General features: G+C 69.1%; 14 protein-coding genes. 8 read left to right on the top strand and 6 right to left on the bottom strand.

The window, feature by feature from the left end; translation table 11 throughout:
- Nucleotides 1–29: 29 nt before the first annotated feature.
- From WMF14_RS32645 to asnS, 3 genes are all read right to left on the bottom strand, one after another.
- Nucleotides 30–656, bottom strand: coding sequence for a hypothetical protein (locus tag WMF14_RS32645; protein WP_437792619.1), 627 nt, complete (start codon nucleotides 654–656; stop codon nucleotides 30–32).
- Between the two features lie 100 nt (nucleotides 657–756).
- The gene (locus WMF14_RS32640) at nucleotides 757–1,494 is read right to left on the bottom strand and encodes a class II glutamine amidotransferase (protein WP_272094844.1); all 738 of its coding nucleotides are present in this window, start codon (nucleotides 1,492–1,494) and stop codon (nucleotides 757–759) included.
- Nucleotides 1,495–2,062: 568 nt separating this feature from the next.
- Entirely contained in the window at nucleotides 2,063–3,403 is a 1,341-nt protein-coding gene (asnS, locus tag WMF14_RS32635; RefSeq protein ID WP_437792616.1) for an asparagine--tRNA ligase, read from the bottom strand.
- Between the two features lie 64 nt (nucleotides 3,404–3,467).
- Between asnS and WMF14_RS32630 the strand changes: the two genes are divergently transcribed.
- On the top strand, nucleotides 3,468–4,307 hold the full coding sequence (locus WMF14_RS32630) for a C2 domain-containing protein (protein ID WP_272094842.1): 840 nt from the start codon (nucleotides 3,468–3,470) through the stop codon (nucleotides 4,305–4,307).
- A gap of 15 nt (nucleotides 4,308–4,322) precedes the next feature.
- The gene (locus WMF14_RS32625) at nucleotides 4,323–4,850 is read left to right on the top strand and encodes a TrmH family RNA methyltransferase (RefSeq protein WP_437792613.1); all 528 of its coding nucleotides are present in this window, start codon (nucleotides 4,323–4,325) and stop codon (nucleotides 4,848–4,850) included.
- A 40-nt stretch (nucleotides 4,851–4,890) separates the two neighbouring features.
- Here the strand turns inward: WMF14_RS32625 and WMF14_RS32620 are convergent, their stop codons facing one another.
- From WMF14_RS32620 to groES, 3 genes are all read right to left on the bottom strand, one after another.
- Entirely contained in the window at nucleotides 4,891–5,424 is a 534-nt protein-coding gene (locus tag WMF14_RS32620) for a GNAT family N-acetyltransferase (protein WP_437323903.1), read from the bottom strand.
- A 128-nt stretch (nucleotides 5,425–5,552) separates the two neighbouring features.
- On the bottom strand, nucleotides 5,553–7,181 hold the full coding sequence (gene groL / locus WMF14_RS32615; protein WP_012238540.1) for a chaperonin GroEL: 1,629 nt from the start codon (nucleotides 7,179–7,181) through the stop codon (nucleotides 5,553–5,555).
- 33 nt (nucleotides 7,182–7,214) lie between these two features.
- Nucleotides 7,215–7,505, bottom strand: coding sequence for a co-chaperone GroES (gene groES, locus WMF14_RS32610; protein ID WP_012238539.1), 291 nt, complete (start codon nucleotides 7,503–7,505; stop codon nucleotides 7,215–7,217).
- Nucleotides 7,506–7,957: 452 nt separating this feature from the next.
- Here groES and WMF14_RS32605 point away from each other — a divergent pair, with 452 nt between their 5' ends.
- The 6 genes from WMF14_RS32605 to WMF14_RS32580 all read left to right on the top strand — a co-directional run bounded on the left by WMF14_RS32605 (nucleotide 7,958) and on the right by WMF14_RS32580 (nucleotide 14,553).
- Nucleotides 7,958–8,563 (top strand): hypothetical protein, encoded by a 606-nt coding sequence (locus WMF14_RS32605; protein ID WP_437792611.1) that lies wholly within the window; start codon nucleotides 7,958–7,960, stop codon nucleotides 8,561–8,563.
- Nucleotides 8,563–9,237, top strand: coding sequence for a hypothetical protein (locus WMF14_RS32600; RefSeq protein WP_437792608.1), 675 nt, complete (start codon nucleotides 8,563–8,565; stop codon nucleotides 9,235–9,237). The genes WMF14_RS32605 and WMF14_RS32600 overlap by 1 nt, the downstream gene beginning before the upstream one ends.
- 125 nt (nucleotides 9,238–9,362) lie before the next feature.
- Nucleotides 9,363–10,202 (top strand): response regulator transcription factor, encoded by an 840-nt coding sequence (locus WMF14_RS32595; RefSeq protein ID WP_437792606.1) that lies wholly within the window; start codon nucleotides 9,363–9,365, stop codon nucleotides 10,200–10,202.
- 361 nt (nucleotides 10,203–10,563) lie between these two features.
- Nucleotides 10,564–12,504, top strand: a complete 1,941-nt coding sequence (locus WMF14_RS32590; protein ID WP_437792604.1) for a hypothetical protein — start codon at nucleotides 10,564–10,566, stop codon at nucleotides 12,502–12,504.
- A 72-nt stretch (nucleotides 12,505–12,576) separates the two neighbouring features.
- Nucleotides 12,577–13,581: an AAA family ATPase gene (locus WMF14_RS32585; RefSeq protein WP_012238534.1), complete on the top strand. Its 1,005-nt coding sequence runs from the start codon at nucleotides 12,577–12,579 to the stop codon at nucleotides 13,579–13,581.
- 18 nt (nucleotides 13,582–13,599) lie between these two features.
- Nucleotides 13,600–14,553, top strand: coding sequence for a DUF58 domain-containing protein (locus tag WMF14_RS32580; RefSeq protein WP_437792601.1), 954 nt, complete (start codon nucleotides 13,600–13,602; stop codon nucleotides 14,551–14,553).
- Nucleotide 14,554: the final 1 nt, after the last annotated feature.

The following is a 14,554-nucleotide window of genomic DNA, read 5'->3' as shown; positions in this document are numbered from 1 at the left end:
TTGTCGGAGATATGGCACAAGCGCAAAGCCTACTGTAACTGGAAGTCCTCGAGCAGCCGGTAGATCCTGAATCGCGGGCCGTCGCGGCGCAGCCAGACGACGATCTCGTCGCCGAGCAGGCGATCCGCCGCGACCCGCGCTGTCGCGATCGGCACGCGGATCACGACGTCCTGGTCATCGAGCGTCTCCGGCTGGATCGCGGGGTGTTGCGGCGTCGCGAGCACGTCCTCGGCCCGGAAGATCTGGAGCTCCGACTCCCGATAGACCGGCTCTCCAGCGAGCTTTCCGTACTCGAGTCGCCGGAACCGCTGCTCCCACCAGAGCCCGGCGCTCGGCGGCTGCCCCGATCCGCCCGAGCCGGTGTGGATCGCGAGGGCATCGCGCGTAAGCAGCTCGCTCAGGGCTTCGCTGTCCTCGGCGACCACCCGGCGGAAGAACTCGTCCACGACATCCAGCGCGGCGCCGATGCCGAGAGGCGTCCGGAGGGTCACGACGCTGTCCTCGACGTCTGCCTGGTTCGTCGGTGGCGGCGGGGTGCTCGCCGGATCGAGCGCCACGCCGTCAGGGCGGCGGCGCTCGTCAGAGAGCTCGGCGGCGGTGGGAAAGGAAGCCGGTTCTCCTCGGCCGCACCCCAGGAGCGACCAGCCCGCGATCACGGCGACGAGCAGCGAAGGGCACGCTGGCGACGGCCGAGAGGTGTCCGGAGAGCCGGCCGGCGGTGCATGCCCCCTGGCCTCCTGCGGGACCTTCGGGCGTTCAGATCGGCTCGATCGCGGGAGCATCGGCGCGGGTGAACGTCACGATCGCACGCTCGCCAACGTGGGTCCACCCTGCGGGGGCCTGGTCGTCATCGAAGTCCGACGCGACGAGCGTCAGCCGGCTCGCGGCATAGTCGGGCATGCGCATTCGGCCCAACCCGCCGTCGCTGAGGAGCCGCTCCATGTCCTCGCTGCCCTGGTAAATGCGGTACGCCATCGACGTGCCGCCGTGGGCGGCGAGCAGGTACTCGGGGTTGGTGACCACGATGTTCATCGCGCTCGGCCCCGCCCCTTCCTCCGCGCAGAGCCGGTCGACGAGCGCGATGGAAGACCGCAGGGCCGTCCGCGCGCTCGCCGCGTCCACGTTGGGCCGATCGAGCTGGCCGCTGTCGTGGAGGAAGGACAGGAACAGGTGGAAGAGGATCTCGCTGTCCGTCTCGCCGCGAACGTCGCGCTGGAGAAACTGCGGTAGCGAGTCGCTCAGCTGGTTCCGCAGGCGGGCGAACCCTTCGACTGTGCCCGTGTGGGCGAACAGCCACTGCCGATAGCGGAACGGGTGCGTGTTCTCGGTGCGCAAGCTGCCGACGGTCGCAGCCCGGACATGCGCCACGAGGATGTCGGCGCGCACGTCCTTGGTCATGTCGACCAGGCTGATCTCGGGTCGATCGTCGATCGGCCGGCGCTTGAGGAGAATCTCTCCTCCCTGGTAGAAGCCGACCCCCCAGCCAGGGATCACGCCCTCCCTTCGGCGAACCGTGAGGGCACGTTCTTCGAGCTCGATCGCACGCGCGCCGAGATCCGGACGGTTACCGATAAAGCCGACGAGACGAGCCATAGCTTTGTCCTCGCGAGTTGGGTCGGGGAGGCGGGGGCAGGGTCCGGCTCGCCGGTAGAGCGCTCCCTCATCTGCAAGCAGGGGTGGCTCCGTCGGTCGGCCGAGTGAGCGTGGGTCGCGGGTTGCGCCCTATGCTTTCTTGATACGACAGAGTCGCCCTGCAAGCGGAGCAAAAACGGATCCCCAGCGGCGAGCTGCGGCGCGGGCACGGCCTGACCACACTGGCCGCCGTTGTCGCGCGTCGCGTGGGCTTGCCGATCGCGTTACCTCTTACTCACGCTCCTCGCACAGCGTTGCGATTCCGACGCGTGGGCGCGCGGGGAGCGGCTAGCCTCGTCTGCTTCCGCTTCCACGCTTCCACGCTCGCACGCGCTCGGCCCGCCGCGTCGGCGCCGTGGCGCATCGCGCCGTGAACGAGGTGCTGCCAAGCGGTCCCCAGATTTCCCGGCAGGATCTCTGACGCGCGGCACTACGGCGAGAGCCGATTCAGCATGCGCGGGAACGGGATCGTCTCGCGCACGTGGGGCAGACCGCAGATCCAGGCGACGCTCCGCTCGATGCCCAGCCCGAAGCCCGCATGCGGGAAGGTGCCATACCGGCGCAGATCCAGGTACCAGCCGAACGCCTCGGGGGGCAGCCGATGCGCCTCGATTGCCCGCTCGAGGGTGGCGAGATCATCCTCGCGCTGCCCGCCGCCGATCACCTCTCCATAACCCTCCGGCGCGAGGACATCGACGCAGAGCGCGAGCCGGTCGTCCGTCGGATCGCGCTTCATGTAGAAGGCTTTCACCTGAGCCGGATAGCGGTGGATCATGACGGGACGATCGTACCGGCCGGAGATGATCGTCTCGTCCTCGCCGCCGAAATCCTCGCCCCAGGGAAAGTCCGAAATTTCAGTCTCTCCGGCCATTTTGCGTTTCTCCGCGCGCGCCTCGTTCAGGATGGCGACGGCCTCGTCGTAGCGGATGCGCGGGAACGGCTTCTTGACGGCCTCGAGCTTCCCGACGTCGCGCTCGAGCACCGCGAGCTCGGGGCGGCGGCGCTCGAGGACCCGCTCGACGATGAAGCAGAGGAAGTCTTCCGCGAGGTCCATGTCGCCCGCGAGGTCCATGAACGCCACCTCGGGCTCGACCATCCAGAACTCGGCCAGGTGGCGGCGGGTCTTCGACTTTTCCGCGCGGAACGTAGGGCCGAAGCAGTACGCCTTCCCGAACGCGGCCGCTGCCGCCTCCATGTACAGCTGCCCCGACTGGGTGAGGTACGCCTTCTCGCCGTGGTAGTCGGTCTGGAACAGCGTGCTCGTCCCCTCGCACGCGTTCGGCGTGAAGACCGGCGCATCGACGAGCGTGAACCCGCGCCCGTCGAAGAAGTCGCGGACGGCCTGGATGATGGTGTGACGAACGCGCAAGATCGCGTGCTGCCGCCTCGATCGCAGCCAGAGGTGGCGGTGATCCATGAGGAAGTCGGTCCCGTGCTCCTTCGGGGAGATGGGGTACTCGCCGGTGGTGGGGGCGAGCACGCGGAAGGCGGACGCGGCGATCTCGTAGACCCCGGCGCGCTTCGGGTGCGCCTTCACCTCGCCGACGACATCGATCACGCTCTCCTGGGTGACCTTGTCGGCGGCCGCGAAGACCTCGTCGCCGACGTCGCTCTTCGCCATCACGCACTGGACGGTGCCGAAGCCGTCGCGCAGCTCGAGGAAGTGGAGCTTGCCGCTCGATCGCTTGTTGTAGAGCCATCCGCGGAGCACGACAGTGCTGCCGACGTGCGCGCTGAGGTCGCTGGTAGCAATGACGGGCTGATCGTGCATGGGCGCCCGAAATAGCACGGTTTAGTTGCGGCTGACGCCGGCTCCGGCCAAAAATGGCGCCATCTTGGTCCTCCGACGGCATCGCGCGCTCTCGCTCTGCTTGCCCGCGTTCATCCTGCTGCTCGCTGCAGGTGGCACGCCGCTCGCCGCGGGCGGCTGCTCGGCGCTCTATCCCGAGCTCTCGACCCGCCTGCGCGAACCTCCTCCAGACCAGGAGCTGCATCCTCCGCCGCCCGAGGACGTCCGATGGCTTCGGGTCGTCCGTGCGAGAATCCCGGAGCGCACTCGGGACGGCCGAGCCTGGGATTCCGGCGCTGGCGACCTCCCGGACCCCTATGTCCGCGTCTTCGTCAACGGCGCGGAGATCTTTCGGACGGCGGAGCAAACGAACACGCTGGAGCCGACCTGGCCCGAAGGACCCAGCGGGAACTTCCAGATCTTGCCCGAGGACCGGCTCCGGGTGGAGGTCTGGGAAGCGGACCCGCTCGTCGACAAGCCGATCGGGGTGCGCGACATCGGCCGCCCGAGCGACACGCAGCGAGCCGCAGGCGAGATCGAGGTCGAGCTCGATGCGGGCGGCTCGCTCACGCTCGCGTTCCAGCCGGCGCACGCCAGGTTCGGCCTCGGCCTCTGGTACCAGCTGCATTCCGGCTCCGCATTCATCTCGCGGACCATGGAGGGCGGGCCTGCGGAGCGCGCCGGGCTCCGCAAGGACGACGAGGTGCTGGAGATCGCCGGGCAGCCGCTGCGGCGCATGTCCGTCGCGGCGATCCGGGGCGCGCTCGACGCCGTGCCGCGCGCCGGGCTCGTGCTCCTGGTCAAGCACGCCACGGGCACGACCGAGCGCATCAGGGTCCACGAGGGGCCCATCTATCCGCTGTTCGATCGCTTCGCCGCCGAGTAGGGGAGCCAGCGCGCCGTGAAGATCCCGCCCTTCGGGCTCACCACCCGGGAGATCCGCGAAGAGCTCGCCCCCTTGCGGAGCGACTTCTCCATCGCCGTCTGCCGCGCGAAGAACCCGTTCAACATCGGCGCCATCATCCGCGTCGCCCACTCGTTCCTGGTCCGGGAGATCTTCCTGATCGGGACCGAGCCCTATTACGAGCGCGCTTCGATGGGCATGCAGAAGTACGAGACCATCGTCGAGTGCCCCGACGAGGCGAGCTTCCTCGAAGCGGCGCGCGGCCGCCCGCTCATCGGCGTGGAGCGCGATCACGCGCGGCGGACCCTCTGGGAGGCGCCGTTCCCCCGCGGGCTCGTGTTCCTCTTCGGCAGCGAGGATGACGGGCTGCCGCAGGCGCTGCTCGATGCGTGCGAGGACGTGATCGCGATCCCCATGTACGGGATCAACCACTCGTACCCCGTGGCCATCGCGGCGGGCATGACCCTGTGCGAGTGGGCTCGGCGGCGCGACCCGCGCGGCGGCGTGAGCCGCGCAGGCGGGTGAGCGACGCCGCGGCGGGCCCCCGCCCGTGGACGGCGGGGCGCTACTCGGGGTAGCGCTCGAAGACGAGGAGCTCGCCCAGGAGGTCGTGCTCGAGCGTTCCAGCAGGGCGCATCCCGAGCTTCTCGATCACCCGGAGCGACGCGCGATGCCAGGCCGGCGTGGTCGCGATCACGCGCTTCACGCCCGGCTGCTGCAGCGTCCAGTGCAGGACGGCGCGCGACCCCTCCGTGGCGTAGCCCTGGCCCTGGGACTTGCCCTCGACGCCGTAGCCGATCTCCACGGTGCCGGTCGCGTCGGGCCGGCCGTTCAGCACCACGCTGCCGACGACGACGCGCTCCTCCTGCCCGCACGTCACCATCAGCCGCGTGCCCCACAGGAACGCCTCTGGATCGTCCCGCAGCCGGTCGAGCGGCGAGCTGAAGGCGCGCTCGACGAGCGCGCGCCCAGGCCAGGCGTCAGGGAAGCGCGCGCCGGACAGGGCCTCGGCCTCGGCGCGATCTCCGCGGATGACCGCCTCGAGCAGGGGCAGCGAGACCGGGGTGAGCGCCAGGCGCTCGGTAGTCAGGGTGCTCATCGCGAACCTGCGCCGGATCAGATCATGCGCCGCGGCCCGCCGGAAGTCGAAATGGCGAAGGGCCGACTTCCCGAGAAGGAAGTCGGCCCTCGCCCGCCGGGCTTAACGGTCAGCGCGGCGCGTCGCGATCAGAAGTCGTGGCCGTGGCCCGCGTGGGCGCCACCGGCCGCCGGCTTCTCCTCCTTCGGCCGCTCGGCGATGAGCGCCTCGGTGGTGAGCATCAGGCTGGCGACGCTGGCCGCGTTCTGGAGCGCCGACCGGACGACCTTGACCGGATCGATGACGCCCATCTCGAGCAGGTTGCCGTAGTCGCCCGACGCCGCGTTGTAGCCGTACGAGTCCTTGCCGTCGCGCACCTTCTGCACGACGATCGAGCCCTCTTCCCCGGCGTTGGCCGAGATCTGGCGGAGGGGCTCCTCGATGGCGCGGCGGATGATGTTCACGCCGAACCGCTGCTCGTCGTTGACCTTGAGCTTCTCGAGCGAGCTCTGCGCGCGGATGAGCGCCACGCCGCCGCCCGGGACGATGCCCTCCTCGACGGCCGCGCGGGTCGCGTGGAGCGCGTCCTCGACGCGGGCCTTCTTCTCCTTCATCTCGGTCTCGGTCGCGGCGCCGACCTTGACGACCGCGACGCCGCCCACGAGCTTCGCGAGCCGCTCCTGGAGCTTCTCGCGGTCGTAGTCGCTCGTCGTGTTCTCGATCTGGGCGCGGATCTCCTGCTGCCGGGCCTTGATCTTGTCCTTCTTGCCCTGGCCGCCGACGATCGTGGTGTTGTCCTTGTCGATGATGACGGTCTTGGCGCGGCCGAGATCGCTGATCGTGACGTTCTCGAGCTTGAGGCCGAGCTCCTCCGCGATCACCTGGCCGTCCGTCAGGGTGGCGATGTCCTTCAGCATCTCCTTGCGGCGATCACCGAAGCCCGGCGCCTTGACGGCCGCGCAGTGCAGCGTGCCGCGGAGCTTGTTCACGACGAGGGTCGCGAGCGCCTCGCCCTCGACGTCCTCGGCGATGATGAGGAGCTGCTTCTGGCTCTTGGCGATCGCCTCGAGCACCGGGAGCAGGTCCTTCATGTTGGAGATCTTCTTCTCCGAGATGAGGATGTAGCAGTCCTCGAGGTTCGCCTTCATGGCCTCGGGATCGGTCACGAAGTACGGCGAGAGGTAGCCGCGGTCGAACTGCATGCCCTCGACCACGTCGAGGGTCGTGTCGGCGCTCTTGGCCTCCTCGACCGTGATCACGCCCTCCTTGCCGACCTTCTCCATCGCGTCGGCGAGGAGCTTGCCGATCGTCTCGTCGCCGTTCGCGCTGATCGTGCCGACCTGCGCGATCTCCTTCGCGTCCTTCGTCTGCTTGGCGGAGCCGCGGAGGTGCTCGACGATCGCCTCGACCGCCTTGTCGATGCCGCGCTTGATCTCCATCGGGTTGTGCCCGGCCGCGACGAGCTTGGAGCCCTCGCGGTAGATCGCCTGGGCGAGCACCGTCGCGGTGGTCGTCCCGTCGCCGGCGATGTCGCTCGTCTTCGAGGCGACCTCGCGGACCATCTGGGCGCCCATGTTCTCGAAGCGGTTCTCGAGCTCGATCTCCTTGGCGACCGTCACGCCGTCCTTGGTGACCGTCGGCGAGCCGAAGCTCTTCTCGATGACGACGTTGCGCCCCTTCGGGCCGAGCGTGACCTTGACCGCGTCGGCGAGGGCGTTGACCCCCGCGAGGATCATGCTGCGGGCGGACTCGTTGTAGATGATTTCCTTGGCTGCCATGGTGTCTCTCCTAAGTTCCTTCTGTCGCCCGCGTCACTTCTCGATCACGCCGAGGATGTCGTCCTCGCGGAGGATGAGGTGCTCTTCGCCGTCGATCTTGACCTCGGTGCCCGAGTACTTGCCGAAGAGGACGCGATCGCCCTCCTTGACGTCGAGCTTCCGCACGGTACCGTCCTCGGCGACCTTGCCGTTGCCGACGGCGACGACGGTCCCCTCGATCGGCTTCTCTTTCGCGGTGTCCGGAATGTAGAGACCTCCCTTGGTCTTCTCTTCTTCCTTCACGCGCTGAACGATCACGCGGTCCTGGAGCGGTCGAATCTTCATCTTTGCAAATCCTCCGGGGACGAGCGCCGCGTCCCACGAACGGCAAGACCCAGCCGGCCCGCCTGAGCAGCCGCAAGGTCCCATACGATTGCAGTCTGGGCACTTTGCTAGCACTCACCTATGGCGAGTGCTAGCGAGCGCGCCGAAGATAGCCACCCCCTGGAGGGTGTCAAGAGTGGCCCCAGGCCGGCACTTTGCGCGTTGGCAGCCAGGCGCAGAGGTGGCTGTAAGTCCTGGAGATTGCAGGGGAAGGTGCGTGGCGCAAGGCTGGGCTCGGCGGAGCCCCTCGGCTAAAATGCGCTTATGAGGGCAAAGCTGCGGCAGCACAGTGACGCGATGCCCTCACGGTCTCCAACCCGAGGGAGGCCGCCGGGACGTGTCTGGTTGACCTGAGCGCGCGGTGGCCCGGGTTACGTCGGTATCCAGGGCACCCGCACAAGTGAGGTGCCGCTGTGAGCCAAGCGATCTCTCTCTCCCCGAGCATGACCCGCTATTTCCAGGAGGTTGTGGACGAGGCGCTCCGAGTTCGGAACGTCGCTGCTACCGAGGCGGCGTCGAGTTACCTCGTCGGTCTGCTCTGTGCCTTTGCTCACCCGGACGAGCATGCCGAGTCTGCCTTCAACCAGCCCCTGACCTTTCTTCTGCGCGATGCGCTGGAAGCCTCCGGAGCCGAGCGTTTCCAGCGGCTGCGTAACCTCGGAGACAGCGTCCTCTACGTGGTCGGCTTCTTCGGCGGCCACATCGAGGTCAAGGGGGTCGATCGCGGCTACGTGGTCGGGGTCGGGTCGACCGCTTACCACCATGCGGCCGCTATGCTGCGCCTCAATGCGCGCGTCGGCCAGGGGCCGGATGTTCTTTCGGAGATGGCCGAGAAATTCGAGCGGTTCGTGAGCGTCCTGAACGATGTGGCCGACGGTACGCTCGCGTCGGGGGCTCGGGACGAGCGCTCGGTGCTCCGGCTGTACGAGCGCTGGGTTCGTACGGGCTCGAGTCGACTCGCGGATGAGCTCGGGGCACGAGGGCTCGTGCCGAGCCGTGGTGCGGGCGGGCTCAACTGATGCGGGGGGCGACCTTCCCGGCCCGGATCCAGCAGCACCTGGCCCGCACCTATGCGCTCGATGACGCGCCCGTGGTCGACGATTTCATCCGGCTGACGGACGGCAGCGCCCGCGAAGCGCTGCTGATCCGGCACGCCGGCGGAGATGGCGGGGATATCGAGGTCGCGCTGCACCTGCCCCGCCGGGCGATCACGCGGGGGCGAGAGGGGACGCTGGACGAGATCTGCCAGATCGTCGAGGGCGTGAGCCACTTCCTCTACGTGGCCGAGCGAGCCCGCAGGGAGCTGCCGGCGACCCAGCTCGAGCTCGAGCTCCAGGCCGAGGTCGACAAATACGTGCTGCTTGTCCACGGCGATCTGGCGGACGAGGTCGAGCCGCCAGGCCCGCCGCTCCGGCGCCGCCACGAGGCGGCCCCATCGGGGGCGGGGCGCTTCGAGCCCGAGCGCGCGGCGCGGATCCGCGCCCATCTCTTCGAGCGGGTCACCTTCATGGATCCACCGGGCACGGAGACCGGCGATCGCTACCGGATCGCGAACGATCTGGCCGCGCGGTTCGCGGGCCGACTCGAGGCCGAGTTTGCCCGCCATGGGCGTCATGCCGAGCTGCTCGCCGCGCTGCGACGCTTCTATGCGGCGGGGCAGACGGAAAAGATCGCGCTCGCGCGCGCCGCGTGAGCGCATCCTCCCTGGCGCTCGGGTCGCTCGGGAGGACGGCGAACGGCGAAGAGCGCTGGCTGCGGCAGCGCGGTCTCGTTCTCTCTTGACCGGTTCGCGCGCACGTACTCTCATCCGCATCCACGATGCCTTCCGCGAGCATGATGCCGCCCCGTGTGCTGGTGGCCGAAGACGAACCGGCGATGTTGAGCCTCGTTGCGCGTCACCTGAGGAACCTGGGTTTCTCTGTGATCGAGGCCTCCGAGGGGGATGCTGCCTGGGAGCTCGCGCGTGAGCACCGGCCGGATCTGGTGATCCTGGACGTGATGATGCCCGGCATGAGCGGCTGGGAGATCTGCAAGCGGCTGAAGAGCGACACGTCCGACGGACGGCCGTTCGCGAGCACCGGCGTCATCATGCTCACCGGGATCGGCGAGAACCTGAACGAGATGACCTCGCCGCTCTTCGCCGCAGACGCCTGGTTGAACAAGCCGTTCGATTTCTCGGATCTGGACGCGCGGGTGCGCGAGACGCTCGCCCGTTATGCGAAGCAGGTGCCTGAAGCGAACGGCGCCAAGGCCCAGGCCAGCGCGGTCGGCGAGGAGCGTGAGGCCGCTGCGCAGCCGTCCCCCAGAGAAGGGGCGACGGGGGCGAAGAAGTCGGCGGCAAACAGTGCCGTGGCGAGCAGGGCTGCTGCGAAGCGGTCGGCCGCGACGAAGAAGCCGGCCGCCAAGGCGGCGAAGAAGCCGGCCGCGGCGAAGAAACCGGCCGCCAAGGCGGCGAAGAAGCCGGCAGCCAAGGCGGTGAAGAAGCCGGCCGCGGCGAAGAAGCCGGCAGCCAAGGCGGCGAAGAAGCCGGCCGCGACGAAGAAGCCGGCAGCCAAGGCGGCGAAGAAGCCGGCTGCTACGCCGGCCGCGGCGAAGAAGCCTGCTGCGGCGAAGAAGCCTGCCGCCAAGGCAGCGCCCAAGAAGAAGTCGATGAAGTGATCCAATCCGAGGCGGGCGCCGTGCGCAGCGGCCCGACCCCTAATTCCCACGCAACGTACGCATGCCGCCGCCGAGCCGGGTGCAGAGGAACCGTCCGATCGGCGCTCGGAGGGAGGACCCCCACCCACCGCCGGCAGCACGCATCCATGCCGGCAGCACGCTGAGCGCAGCTGCCCTGCACGGGAATCATCAGGGCTCGCCGCGCGTCATTGCCTCGTACGTCGCGCGCAGCCTCTACGTACGTCGCACGTCGCGCGGAGCCTCCCAGGAACTTTCGGGCGCCTGACCCGTCAGCAGGTACAATGCTGCGACGTTTCCCCTTCGAGGGCCCCCGCGGGGGGCGCCCGGAGCGCTGAGCACCGTGAGCGACTCTCGCACGAAGCAACTGGACCGCATTCGCAGCGCCGCGCTCGTGGTTGAGCTGAGGCTCCGGTTCGGGCGCGCGCTGCGTGCGCTGCCGAGCGCGCTGACCCTCGCGCTCGCGCTCGCTGCCGGGACGCTCGCGGTGCACAAGGCGCTCCCGGCGTACCTCGGCGAGCCGCGCGCCCGCCAGCTCCTCCTCGGCGCGGGGCTGCTCGTGCTGGCCACCCTCGTCGTGGCGATGCTGCGACGCTTGCCTCCGCGCGCCGGCACCATCGCCCTCGATCGGCACCACGGCCTCCACGACCGGCTGACGATCGCCCTCGCCTTCGAGGCGCTGCCCGCAGCGCAGCGCACCCCCCTGATGGAAGCGGCGATCGACGACGCCTGCGAGCACGCCGCAGGGCTGCGCCCCGCCGGCGCCGCGCCGCTCGCCGTCCCTCGCGAGCTCTGGACCTCCGCCGCGGTGGGGCTCGGCGTGCTCGCGGTGGCGCTGCTGGAGGTGCGCACCCCGCGGAAGCAGGCGCCCGTCGCGGCGACCATCGACGCGCTCACCATGTCGCCCGACGACCTCGAGCTCTTCAAGGACGCGGCGAAGGCGCTCGATCGGCAGGACCAGAGCCCGGAGATGAAGTCCGCGGTCGAGCGGTTCAACCAGCTCATCGAGGACATCGCGAACAAGCGCCTCGATCGCACCGAGGCGTTCCGCCGCATGGAGGCGCTCGAGCGCGAGCTCCTCAAGGGCGCCGAGGCCGACCTGAAGGCGCTCGATGAGGCGCTCAAGGAGACGGGGGTCGACCTCAAGAAGAGCGACCTGGCGAAGGGCGTGGGGGAGTCCCTCGAGAAGAAGGATCTCGAGAAGGCGAAGAAGGACCTGAAGGAGCTCGCCGAGAAGCTCCGCGACAAGAAGCAGAAGTTCGACAAGGCCGAGATCGAGCGGCTGCGCAAGGCGCTCTCCGAGGCGGCGTCGCGCCGCAAGGAGGCCCTCGCCGCGATCAACGAGAAGCGCGCCGAGGCGCGCGAGCAGCTCCTCAAGCAGAAGCAGAAGGCCCCCGCGAGCGAGCAGGCGCGAGCCGAGCAGGAGAGGCTGCTCAAGAAGAAGGAGCGCGAGCTGGAGCGGCTCGACCGCGAGGCCGAGCAGAAGGAGCGGACCGGGCGCCAGCTCGATCGGCTCGACCGCGAGCTCGCCAAGGCCGCCGAGGATCTGATGCGCGACCTCGGGATGTCAGCGGACGATCTCGAGCAGGCGGCCGAGGACATCAACCGGATGCAGCAGGAGGAGATGTCCGAGCAGGAGAAGGAAGAGCTGCGCCAGCGGCTCGAGGAGCTCCGGGAGCTCGTGCGCCAGCAAGGGCAGGGGGGCAAGCAGCGGATGGCCAGGATGCTCCGCTTCGGAAAGCGCGCGCGCGGCAGCCAGGGCAGCGGCGATGAGCAGCAGGGGCAGGGCCAACAGGGGCAGGGCGACGGCGAGCAGGAAGGGCAGCAGGGCCAGCAAGGCCAGGGCGGTCAGGGCAAGGGCGGGCAAGGCCAGGGGCAGGAGCTGGTGATCGGACCAGGCGGCAAAAAGATCCTGATGCCCGGCGGCGGGCAGGGGCAGGGGCAGGAGGGGGCCGGGAGCGGCCAGGGCAACAGCAACGGCGGCAACCAGCCCGGGGGCGACGGCGTCGGCTCCGGCCGTGGCGGCGAGATCGCGGGCAAGCGCACCGACCCGAAGATGGGGACCCAGGACGTCCAGGCGCAGGGGCTCGACACGCAGCAAGGGCCCTCGAACAGCGAGGTGATCCTCAGCGCGGCCGAGCGGGGCTTCAAGGGGACCGGCTACAAGAAGGTCTTCACCGACTATCACACGGTCGCAGAGCAGCAGATCAACAAGGATCAGATCCCTGATGGATACCGGTTCTACGTGAACCGGTATTTCCAGCTCATCAGGCCGCGCGAGTGAGTCGAGCCGGCGGCTCGAACGCGACCGCGCCTCACCAGGCGCCCCGCGACAGCGGGCGCGAAGCAGGAAGTCATGGCCGAGAAGACGAAGGAAGCAGCGCGGGCCGAGGTGGACGAGTTCCGCGCGAGCATCGGAGAGCTGCGCGAGGAGGTGGGGAAGGTCATCGTCGGCAACCGCGAGGTGGTCGACGGCGTGCTCACGTGCATGCTCGCGGGCTCGCACGCGCTGCTCGAGGGCGTGCCGGGGCTCGGCAAGACGATGCTCGTCCGCACCATGGCCGAGGCGCTCGAGCTCCAGTTCTCGCGCATCCAGTTCACGCCGGACATGATGCCCGCGGACATCATCGGCACCACGGTCATCGATGAGAACGCGGGCGGGCAGCGGTCGTTCTCGTTCCGCAAGGGGCCGATCTTCGCGAACATCGTGCTCGCCGACGAGATCAACCGGGCCACGCCGAAGACGCAGAGCGCGCTCCTCGAGGCCATGCAGGAGCACCGCGTCACGGTCTCGCGGCAGAGCTACACGCTGGAAGAGCCGTTCTTCGTCCTGGCGACGCAGAACCCCCTCGAGAGCGAGGGGACGTACCCGCTGCCGGAGGCGCAGCTCGATCGGTTCTTCTTCAAGCTGCACGTGCCGTTCCCCAGCCGCGACGAGCTGAACTCGATCCTCGAGCGGACGACCGGCACCGACGCGATCGAGGTGCGGCCGGTCCTGAACAAGGAGCGGATCATCGCCATGCAGCGGCTCGTCCGCGAGGTGCCGGTGGCGAAGCACGTCCAGGACTATGCGGTGCGGCTGCTCCAGGCCACCCACCCCGCCGAGGGAGGCAGCCTCGACGAGGTGAAGCGGTTCGTGAAGTTCGGCGGATCGCCGCGCGGGGCGCAGGCGCTGCTGCTCGCCGCGAAGATCCGCGCGCTCTTCGAGGGGCGGTTCGCGGCGTCGGTCGACGACGTGCGCGCGTGCGCGCTGCCCGCCCTCCGGCACCGCGTGCTGCTCAACTTCGAGGGCGAGGCCGAGGGCGTGAAGACCGACGAGGTGCTGCAGGCGATCCTCAAGCACCTTCCGGAGAGCAAATGAGGCGCCGTCGAAGGTAGCATGGGGCTCTTCGACGCGTTCAAGAGGGCCGCCGCGCCGCTGCGCCGCTTCTCCGCGCTCTCCGCGAGCGCCCCCGACGAGGAGCTCTTCGACGACGAGTTCCAGCGCAAGCTCGACTATCTCGCGATGGTGAGCCGCCGCGTCTTCTCGGGGGCGATGCGCGCGGAGCGGCGAACCAAGAAGACCGGCTCAGGGGTCGAGTTCGCCGACCACCGCGACTACGCGCCCGGCGACGATTTCCGGTACCTCGACTGGGCCGCGTACCAGCGCTTCGACCGGCTCCTCATCCGGCTCTACGAGGAGGAGGAAGACCTCTCGATCTACTTCATCGTCGACACCTCGGCGTCGATGGCGTTCGGCGACGGCGAGAAGCTGCGGCACGCAAAGCGCCTCGCCGCGGCGCTGGCGTACGTGGGGCTCGCCAACCTCGACCGCATCGCGATCGTCACCGCGACCGACGAGATCAGCGGGCGCATGCAGTCGACCCGGGGCAAGGCGCGCATCTTCAGGATCTTCCGCTTCCTCGGGCAGGCGCGCGCCGAGGGCCCGACCGACCTCGGCGAGGCGATGAAGACCTTCGTGGCGCAGCACAAGCGGCGCGGCCTCGCTGTGATCCTCAGCGATCTCTATGATCCAGCGGGCTTCGAGCGCGGCATCAACGTCCTCCGGTACAACCGGTTCGAGCCGTTCGTGCTCCACGTCGTCGACGCGCGCGAGGCCCGGCCTGCGCTGCGCGGGGACGTGCGCGTCTACGACTGCGAGACCGGCGACGAGCGCGAGGTCACGGTGACCCCCAAGGTGCTCGAGCGCTACGCCGAGGCCTACGAGCAGTACCTCGACGAGATCCGCCGCTTCTGCACGTCGCGGCAGGTGAGCTACTTCCGCGCGGACGTGTCTGTCCCCTTCGATGAGCTGATCCTTCGCGTGTTTCGCCGAGGCGGCTTCCTCCGGTAGC

It is taken from the genome of Sorangium sp. So ce693, assembly GCF_051521375.1.
Lineage (GTDB): Bacteria > Myxococcota_A > Polyangia > Polyangiales > Polyangiaceae > Sorangium > Sorangium atrum.
This window is presented reverse-complemented; position numbering and strand designations above follow the sequence as displayed.